Consider the following 7,963-nt stretch of genomic DNA (forward strand, 5'->3'; position numbering starts at 1 on the left):
CGATCTTGCAAATGATGAAGTTCATTGCAAGTCGGGACGTACATGGCGGCCCTTTGTCGACACGCCGTTCCATATGGCCACAATGGCGTCTATACTCGGCATATAGGGGTAGTCGTCAGATACAACGCACAGTGCAAGCGTGAAACTATGACAATGGAATGAAATCAGGGGGTAACCATCACGCAGGAACAACAAGAAAACAAGAATCCTAACCACGATGATCCAGCATCGCCGGAACGCTACCACGCATGGCAGTTCATTCCCCTTGCCATGCCAGCGTCGCTCGACGATCTACACGGCAAACCCGATGCCGTGTTTACACTTCCCATCACCGTTTACTGGGGGCCTCGACGTCCGCCGTTCGACATGACGAAAACGGGAGATGTCATTCGCGCATACACTGAAATCGTCAGTCATGGCTGGGTTGACATGCAATGCGAACTGATCAACCGAGAGCTGCTCATCGAATACTGGCCGTCTCTGTTCCTCGATAAGCGCCGCGTTCGGCCAGCGTGGGAGGAGCGGCTCCCTGAACTCAAAGCGCGAATGCATTAACCAACTACCCTCGTAAGTGCCCGATACGACAGCCCGGTTGGAATCCACCACGAACATGAAGGTTCTGTGGCGTATTCCAACCGGGCGCTATCGTGACGTTTTTCAACCGAGCTCGATGTTCATTGCATAGTCAATCGAGTTACCTGTGTTGAATCGCGAGTACCTGTTGTCTCAACGCACGCATCATGATTTGGGTGTCTTCTAGGCCCAAGTGACGTTCTTGCGTTCCTTGGTCGAGGTGGATCATGCCGCCTCCTGCAGCGGGAATCTCAGTCGTCCTGTCGTCGCCGAGCGCCCCGTACCTCCTCGCGTAGTCATCCAGTGCAAAGCCTTGATCCCTGACGGGGTCGCAATGGTGCGCCACACTGAGCGAGTCAAGAACTTGAACAGTCCCGTCGTGAAGCGCTTCTCCGAATCCATCACACTGGCTGAGCAGGAAGTTCGTTTCAAATTTTGCGTTGTGTGCGACCACGATGTGCCCGCGGAGCGCATCCATCATCACACGTTGTGCTTCGGTATCTTCTTCGAACGGCGTGAGCCCCCTCAGATCATCGGAGTGGATCTGAGTAAGGTCAGTGATGTCCGGTTTCAGTCCGAGTTCACCGCGTTCAGGCGATAATCCGTAAGCATGGCGCTGCGCTTCCGAGGCTTCACCTGTATCCATGTCATAGTGCTCCCATCCAGCATCGATGATGGTGTCGCCGGAGGAACTGGTTCCGGTCGTTTCCAAATCGATGCCTATCATCACGCCGGCAGGAGGGAACGCAGAATACTGCTCAAGCAATGCGGTCTCAAGCGATGCCCCCGCTACGAGAGCATGATTGACGCACTTCTGCACTGCCTTGGGATCACGGTCCTGCAATAGGCCGATTTCATGGTATATTCCTTCGATGGAGTTGAAATCGGTATCAGTGAAGTACTTGCGAGGTTTCCGGGTTCTTGTCTCCGGCTTCTCCTCAGTACGTCTGCGAACTGTCTTGCCGGTTACAGCCTGTTTGATGCGTTGAATGTCCGTATAGTCAATGCCCTTGGCGAGATAGTCAAGTTCGTCGTGAGCGTCACGGACCTGCCACGTGAGGAAGCGAATCGCGTCTGCGTTCTCGATGTGATGAGTTGCTTCATCATTCAGCCATGCTTTGCGCATGACGCGCAGATACTCGGATTGCAGGTAGACCCGCCGATAAGTTTGCTCGTACAGGTACGCAGCTCGGTTGTCTACGGCAGCATTACTGATTGGTTCACCGCGTTTACTCAGGCGTAGCGGCTCGTGGACCATACGCAGTATCCACTCATCCAGGCCATCGAACATCCGATTACCGGATTGTTCAATATATTCCCGCCATTGGGATGCCGTAACGGCAGCACCTTCGGCGAGACGTAGATATTCGCGGATTCCCGCATCACCTGTAGCAATGACATCCTCGATGCCTACGACCGCTGAATCATACTGCTCAGCCAACTTACTTCTCCCCTCCGTCCATAGGCGCTGAAGCCTCTGCTTCCATGACAACGAACATGTATCTGCGATATCCGGCGAACGAGGTAGCCAAACTGGCTGCATGCACGGGAATCCCGGATGGCGTGTGTCGAATCTCCGAACGGCGAAGCACGCCCCGCCCTGCGGTGTATGACTTGTATGCTCCGCCAACTCCTTCAAGACCATTGCATGTCTCTTTGCATAGAGCTAGCTCGATATCAGTTAAATCGCCGCCATAATCTATGGTTCCATTCGTCCACGCGCGCATCTGCAACGTCGGCTGCGTAAGAGTATTGGAATTCGTACTGATGCCGTCCCTCTTGCCGGATCTGCTTGACGCACTTGGCACGCTCAGCAGACTGATGCTGCTCCCTTCGGGCATCTTCTCGATCAATCGCCTGATGACTGCCGGCCGTGAAACGCGTACATCCTTTCTCCCATGGGATCCACGACCATCCTCGAAAACCTTGTTGATCATCGCAGCATCTGGCACTGTGCAACCGGCGAGCTGCTGCGAAAGATAATCGTCTGGCAGCAAGGACAGGGATGCAAATCGGTTGCAGCAAGCCTCTTCGAACGGCATATCTTCGATGTACGCCGTATCAGTCAGTTCCCCGTTCTCGGTCTCCTGCAAATAATGGCCGAGCTCGTGCAACAAGGTGAAATTCATTCGGGTCGTGTATGACGAACCATCATTCTGAGCGACAATATGACTTGTGTATCTGTTATCCGGCGCCAACCAGAACAAACCGAGCAGATCGCTCGAGGCGGATGCCCCGGGCGTGTTCCGTTCATCGTCTTGCACCGCATGGCCGCTATTCCACAAATCGCACTGTGTCACATCAGGCACAGTCTCGAATTTCACCTTGTGATTTGCGCCGCGCCACATGCTCCTGAGCTCCTCCAAGAGGCTGCCATGCAAGCCGAGACAAATCTGCTCATACCATGGCATCGAATCCCACGGACTGCCGCCCGCAGATTTCCATACTGGACGGATTTCTTCACCGCGCTTGCGCGCGATTTCAAGCATCAGACTGACCTGCCGGTCTATCTGTTTTCTGGTTTCAGGAGCATGTACATCCATAGGTCACTCGCTCTGTGAGAACATAGCTTTTGCTGCCTGCTCGAATCTTGCCTGAATGGCAGAATCCTGTGGGCCAATGGCGCGCGCGGCGAGCTTGAACGCGTCACGAGCGAGTGCTCCGCGAGTTTCGTCTTCTGGACGATCGACTTTCTCCACAAGCGGACGCCACATGGGCTGTTCCGCCATGACCTGATACTGAATAGGCAATGCGTCCGCGGGGGGTTCGGGGAATCCGGCTTTCGTCATCTTCTTCTGCTGGGCGGCGGTCAGCTTCTTGACACCACGCATCACTCTCGCCCGATCAGCCGATTGCATACCGAGTACGGTGTGCAAGGCTTCCACATAGGCTTCCCGCCGTTGCTTGGCGAGCGCCTCTTGCTGTTCATCCTCTTGTTCAACTTTAGGAAGCTTGGAACATGCAGCTTGCCAGACCACGAAGCGGACAGCGCGGAACGTGAATTCCCTGTTCTCACGCCCGATCTGAGACAACGGTCTTTTCCCGCGCTCGATGCCAAGCTTCTCGTCGGGTTCTCCCTGCGATAGATGCCCTGCGGTCTCCTTGTCAAAGGAGCCGAGCGGACGAGACAGGAAACGAACCGGTATGACGGCCGCCAATCGCTTCCATGCGACCATGGGCATACCCAGTGGGGATTCAGCGACCACTACGCTATGTTCGGTCTGCACGCTTGGATCATTGCTCATCGGGATCACATGCACGAGACGTGGGTCTGCTTCATCGATGGCTGTGATGAGCACGAATTCCGAAGAACCGAGATATCGGGGCTCCTCGTCATCGGTGTCTTGCATGGCACGATAAGGTTCCGCAAGCCACAACTGCCCCGGCTTGACACCTTCCATATACATGGCGATCTGATTTGCCGGGTCAAGCAATGCCACAAGCTTGTCGTTCCGATAATTGTAGCCCGGTGTCGCTGACTGTACATTACTGGCCATGGCTCTTAATCCTTCCCCTGTGAAGCCTGATGTGCTGCATACTGAGAGCGTTGACGAGAATCGGCATATTTGGATTTCTCCGCCCGAAGTTGCTGCAAGCACGCACGAAGATTCTCAGCAGTCTGCTGAATATTGTCGATGTCGCTCAAACAATCGATGAATTCAGGATTATCAACTGCCCCGCTGATTTGCTTCTCTACTTCTTGTATGCTCTTGTTCTCCAAAATCCTCCTGAGGCAATCGCTTGTGCCATCAATTTCTCTGGCACCATCCTCGTTGTTGGAAATCATATCGAAAACAGCATCTTCGTCCTCGTCGTAGCGAATCTGTTCGAATACGCCATCCTCATTAAATTGATACTGGTTATCATTGCTTGAATACTGTCTGGTTTCATATTCGTTTTGAATATGTTGAGCAGAGCCATCCGCAATCAGGTTCTCGCCGCAAGAAGCAACGATGATGTCAGCAAAGCGCCAGTGACTCAATCCGCCATTGAGTTGATCAAGCAGCGCTTCCATCCATCTGTCAATTGGCGCTTTCCCGCCTCCCTTGGAGTTGCCGCTCAACCGCAACTGCTTGCCTGACCGCTCTCTCACAGGCGCCCCTGAGGGACCGGGGATGATGCCGCGATTTTTTCTGTCCTGCTGCACTTCTTCCATGCGATCTATCAGGTTCTTTCCGCCCCGTTGCTGCATCGGATCCCAGATATCCTTCAGCTTCTCAGCGATACGCACCAGCTCGACCAGACTAGTATTGTCCTTCGATTTCGGGCGTTGCCGATCTTGAAGCGACATGAGAAACCGAATAAGATACCAGATTTGCTCCCGCATCTCGAATGTGTCCGAGGCACGTGTCAATCGTGTCTTCACGCTGTCGGCGATGTGACCGTATTCCGTCATCGACTGACGATCAGAAAGATACCGCGGGATTTCACCGCGCAGTTTCTTGCAGAGCTCCTCAGAACTATGGGACTCAAGCAAGAGACGGGAAAGCACCGGATTCGGAATTCTCGTCTGATCCCCCGACACGGTCAACATGTAGCAGAACTCACACGCCAGCCAAGAACATGCCCCAGAATCATCGCCACTTATATCGCGGAGTGCACGGAAGCCATATCCGTTCTTACTACGTTTCATGACATTCTCTATAATTTTAGATAATAGTTTGACTGTATTTTTTCCTGGATTTTCCCGCTTGCCAGTAGTAAAATCGCAAACCTCGTTATATACCGACGTGAACTGCTCATCCTTGTCATCAGTTCTGGCGGCGTATCGACCATTCGAATCGAACAGCTCTTGGAAATACCCAGTAAAGGCCGCAGGATCCACCGCGGGCTTTGGCTCTTGCGACGATGCCTTGCTTCTCGTCATATCGTTCCCTCCTCATATTCCGCGGCTTCAACCCGATGAAGCCGCAGCGGACATAACGCGTCTGAAGGTATTCTCTCACTACCCAACAGCCACCACAAACGGCATGTTGCCCACCGTCGCCTTGGGCGGTGGGCAAGCAGCTCAGCCGATGTGGCCCCACCTGATGAAGTAGCTGTGTATCGCATCGCGACGCTTGGCCTGATTCTCTTGGCCGCTAATCCACTGGTCGGATCGCATATCATCGATGATGCTATACAACTGGAGCGCGAAATGCTTCGGACAGTAGTAGCGCGGCTTCAGCCCACCGTCACCGTCTGATGCAGCCGGCGAAACCCAGTATTCGACCTTGTTCGGGCAGTCATCGTACTCGTAATCGCAGTTCTCACCATCGCCGTGAGGATCCTCATACCATTCGAACGGCGGCAGATCGATATCGCTGTCATCGAACTGCGTTTCAAACTGGGCGAACTGCAATTTCGTCGTCACCAAAGCATCAGCATCGAGGCCGTTGGCAGTGATCGACTGCGCCACCATCAGGCACGTCGGCAATTCACGCATGCCTTCGTTCTCCAGCGCACTGGTGGCAATCGCACGATTCGCGGGACAGACAGCGTATCCGATCTGCGCGATGCCCTTGACAACCGTATCATCTTTCATTTCTTCCATCTCCTTGATGTGCTCGATATTTGCGATAGGCATTTCTTTGATGACATTCACCGTGCCGCTCCCCGCCCATTCGGCGTTGCCGGCGACGATAATTCACTGGTTTCCGCAGGCAAACGCACCGTGCCGGACAACAGATGCAGATTCGGCTCCCCCGAAATTTTGCGCAGTCGCTTCTGCAGCTGAATGCGGCATGCAGCGTTCTTCCGAGGCTCGAAATGAGTGCGCGGAATCAAATGTTCGGGAACCGTGCACGGGTCGATAGCACCGCTCTCCCACGACTCCAGCGTGCTGATGCAGTCCTCGATATCCTGCTTGACGAGACCCACGTCCAAGACGCCTTCCGGGTCATCGTCCGGCAGAAAATACATCGGATAGCGGCGCATCCTGCGCATCAACGCTTTGCCGTCATGCACTTCGAAATCGATGCCGCTCCCGCTGCCGTAGAACAGCCAAGACACCACCGAGTCATGCGGCAACGGCAGAACGAGACCACTGACCCGCTCCGCCAGCAGTACGACGTCCGGGTCGCGACCCTTCCCATCGCACAACAAATCGGCTGACTCAAGGTCCTGCCAGCGCATGACCGAGAAGAACTGGCTGTGTTGCGCCGGATCGAGAACATAGCGGCCATCCTCTGGAAGATAGCGGAGGAACAGGCCGGCAGTAGTCACGTCATTGTCCGGGCACATACGATGAAGAGCATCCATCTGGAACACAACCTGGTTGAGCCGCCACTGCTGGAGGTGGGCATCGGTTCCCGAATCGGAAAAATAGTGATAGTACAGTGGCGCCGCCTTCGGAATTCGATTCCGATCACGTTCCTTGCAACGCAGACGACGCAGGCCATGCGCTTCGAACCGCGCCGCCAACGGGCCCATCGCCTGCACACGCTGGTTGATGATGTCAAGTATCCTGGGGTCAGCAGTATCCCCCGCCCAGATGAATCCGCGACCAATGGAATCGGGGTTCACCGCGAGATTTCCGTGATTCTCGCCGTGCAGGGCGAAGCTGCCGGAGTGGTTCTGCTGTACAGGCTTCACATGTTTCGTGTTCATTGCAATCCTTTCAACGTACGATGAGCTGATATTGCCGCGCCTTGCGGGAACGCATGCCGGACCGATCTCGGCAGGCGATTGACCGGCCCGGCATGCACTACATGCGTCCCCGATGAATCGGGATTCAGCCTCGGCGTGTCGGCGTTTTTCGCGCGCCATGCGACACGAGGGTGATGGCAGCCGAGGCAGCTGCCGTTACAGCCGTCCCTCGGCTTCTTCGCGGTCGAGTTCGAGGTCGACTTCGTCGGGTTCGATGTCCTCCTCCCACACCCACGGGCGGTCGGCGACCTCAAGGCCGTTGTCGAGTTCACCGTCATCGGCGAAACCGGTGAGCTCGGCGAACGCGATCGCTTCCTCGGCCGTGCCGAACCACGCGGCATTGTCCGCGATGCTCACCCATTCCGGCCGGGCGCCGTCCATGTTGTCGTCATACAGGAAGAACCCGTCCTTGACACGACGAATCGCGAATTCCTGATTATCTTGAGCGGTCATAATAATCTGCCTTTCTGCGCCCATTCCAGGCGACTCGTGGTCGTAATCGCAGAGCCGCAGGCAGTGGGTTTGGATTCTGCCCGCGACGCTTACACCTTGAGCTACGGGACAATTAGCGTTGAGGAACCGCCGCGATGAAATCTTCATGATGTGAAACGCTGATATTCAGCCATTTTCTCGGCGTGTCGTATCCATCAAATAGACGAAACATCGGACCGTTAACCGACACAGCGATATTTCGTTAATTATTCAAATAATATTTCCGTCATTTGTTTTTGTTTATGATGTTTTTCAATATCATACTGTTTTC

General features: G+C 54.6%; 7 protein-coding genes. All 7 read right to left on the minus strand.

Going from position 1 to position 7,963, the window contains the following annotated elements; genetic code table 11:
• Positions 1-694: 694 nt before the first annotated feature.
• Positions 695-2,014 (minus strand): 3'-5' exonuclease, encoded by a 1,320-nt coding sequence (locus ACI38B_RS04795; RefSeq protein WP_439729752.1) that lies wholly within the window; start codon positions 2,012-2,014, stop codon positions 695-697.
• A 1-nt stretch (position 2,015) separates the two neighbouring features.
• Entirely contained in the window at positions 2,016-3,116 is a 1,101-nt protein-coding gene (locus tag ACI38B_RS04800; RefSeq protein ID WP_439729753.1) for an ImmA/IrrE family metallo-endopeptidase, read from the minus strand.
• Between the two features lie 3 nt (positions 3,117-3,119).
• Positions 3,120-4,070, minus strand: a complete 951-nt coding sequence (locus tag ACI38B_RS04805) for a hypothetical protein (RefSeq protein WP_439729754.1) — start codon at positions 4,068-4,070, stop codon at positions 3,120-3,122.
• A gap of 5 nt (positions 4,071-4,075) precedes the next feature.
• The gene (locus ACI38B_RS04810) at positions 4,076-5,440 is read right to left on the minus strand and encodes a hypothetical protein (RefSeq protein WP_439729755.1); all 1,365 of its coding nucleotides are present in this window, start codon (positions 5,438-5,440) and stop codon (positions 4,076-4,078) included.
• Between the two features lie 141 nt (positions 5,441-5,581).
• Complete coding sequence (locus ACI38B_RS04815; protein ID WP_439729756.1) at positions 5,582-6,097, minus strand: hypothetical protein; 516 nt, start codon at positions 6,095-6,097, stop codon at positions 5,582-5,584.
• A 56-nt stretch (positions 6,098-6,153) separates the two neighbouring features.
• On the minus strand, positions 6,154-7,161 hold the full coding sequence (locus ACI38B_RS04820) for a hypothetical protein (protein ID WP_439729757.1): 1,008 nt from the start codon (positions 7,159-7,161) through the stop codon (positions 6,154-6,156).
• 195 nt (positions 7,162-7,356) lie between these two features.
• The gene (locus ACI38B_RS04825) at positions 7,357-7,653 is read right to left on the minus strand and encodes a hypothetical protein (RefSeq protein ID WP_439729758.1); all 297 of its coding nucleotides are present in this window, start codon (positions 7,651-7,653) and stop codon (positions 7,357-7,359) included.
• Positions 7,654-7,963: the final 310 nt, after the last annotated feature.

Origin of the sequence: Bifidobacterium sp., from assembly GCF_051876855.1 — a bacterium.
Classification (GTDB): domain Bacteria; phylum Actinomycetota; class Actinomycetes; order Actinomycetales; family Bifidobacteriaceae; genus Bifidobacterium.